Origin of the sequence: Vibrio sp. Vb0598 (assembly GCF_033338935.1) — a bacterium.
In the GTDB taxonomy this organism is placed as follows: domain Bacteria; phylum Pseudomonadota; class Gammaproteobacteria; order Enterobacterales; family Vibrionaceae; genus Vibrio; species Vibrio alginolyticus.
The window spans coordinates 1-1,023 of the sequence record NZ_JAWOTP010000318.1 but is presented as its reverse complement, the minus strand read 5'-3'; the positions used below and the strand labels follow the sequence as shown (position 1 = coordinate 1,023).

1 protein-coding gene is annotated in these 1,023 nt (G+C 43.1%); it reads right to left on the bottom strand.

All coding sequences use genetic code 11. The features are described 5' to 3' along the window. Positions 1 to 52: 52 nt before the first annotated feature. A complete protein-coding gene (gene purU, locus R7Q38_RS24970; RefSeq protein ID WP_005478783.1) occupies positions 53 to 886 on the bottom strand; it encodes a formyltetrahydrofolate deformylase in 834 nt (277 codons plus the stop codon). Positions 887 to 1,023: the final 137 nt, after the last annotated feature.

The window sequence follows — 1,023 nt, the reverse complement described above, 5'->3', positions numbered from 1 at the left end:
CCGCCGAGTAGGCGGGTTTACTCATAGTGAAATTGTAAAGAGAGACAAGTTATTACAGGATCACCGTCTTATTCCCATAAACAAAAACGTGGTCGTTAATTACCTTATTCAGAGCTTTACTCAAAACATTCTTCTCGACATCGCGGCCTGCTTGAGCCATATCTTGTGCGCTGAATGTGTGATCGACTGGAATAACATCCTGCTTGATGATCGGGCCTTCATCTAGGTCGTTTGTCACGAAGTGGGCTGTTGCGCCAATAATTTTTACGCCACGGTCGTAAGCTTGCTGATAAGGCTTAGCACCGATGAAAGCAGGCAAGAAACTGTGGTGAATGTTGATGATCTTATGGCGGTATTTTTCAACAAACGTTGGCGTGAGAACGCGCATGTATTTCGCTAGCACCAAGTAATCTGCATCGTATTGATCGATCACCTCTAGCATCTTTTGCTCGTGTTCTTCACGGCTTAGATCTTCGTGCGTCACATAGTGGTAAGGGATATCAAAACGTTCAGTGAGGCCTTGCAACTTATCGTAGTTACCCACCACGGCGGCGATTTCTACATCTAAACTGCCATCGTAATTTTTCATCAGAATATCACCTAAACAGTGTGCTTCTTTCGTTACGAGAATCACGATGCGTTTACGGCGAGAGCCAATGAGAGTGCGTTTTGCACCTTGCGGTAGAGCTTGGTCTAAATCGGCAAGAAACGTTTGGTCGTTGAAGTACCCCTCCAACTCCGTTCGCATGAAAAAGTGCCCACTAGTGTTATCAACAAATTCGTTATTATGAACGATGTTTAGCTGATGTTTGTAACAGATATTAGTAATTTTAGAGATCAAACCCGGTGCGTCAGAACAATGGGTCAACAGTGTTTTCTTTTCCATAAATCAGATACTTCCATGCATTATTTTTCTAGCGTACGAAATATGTGTTTTCCCCAAAAGGGTCAACCGTACTGCAATCTGACTTCATAAATAATCTATTCTTGCCATGGTTTCAACAAATTATCTGTGTTGGGCCG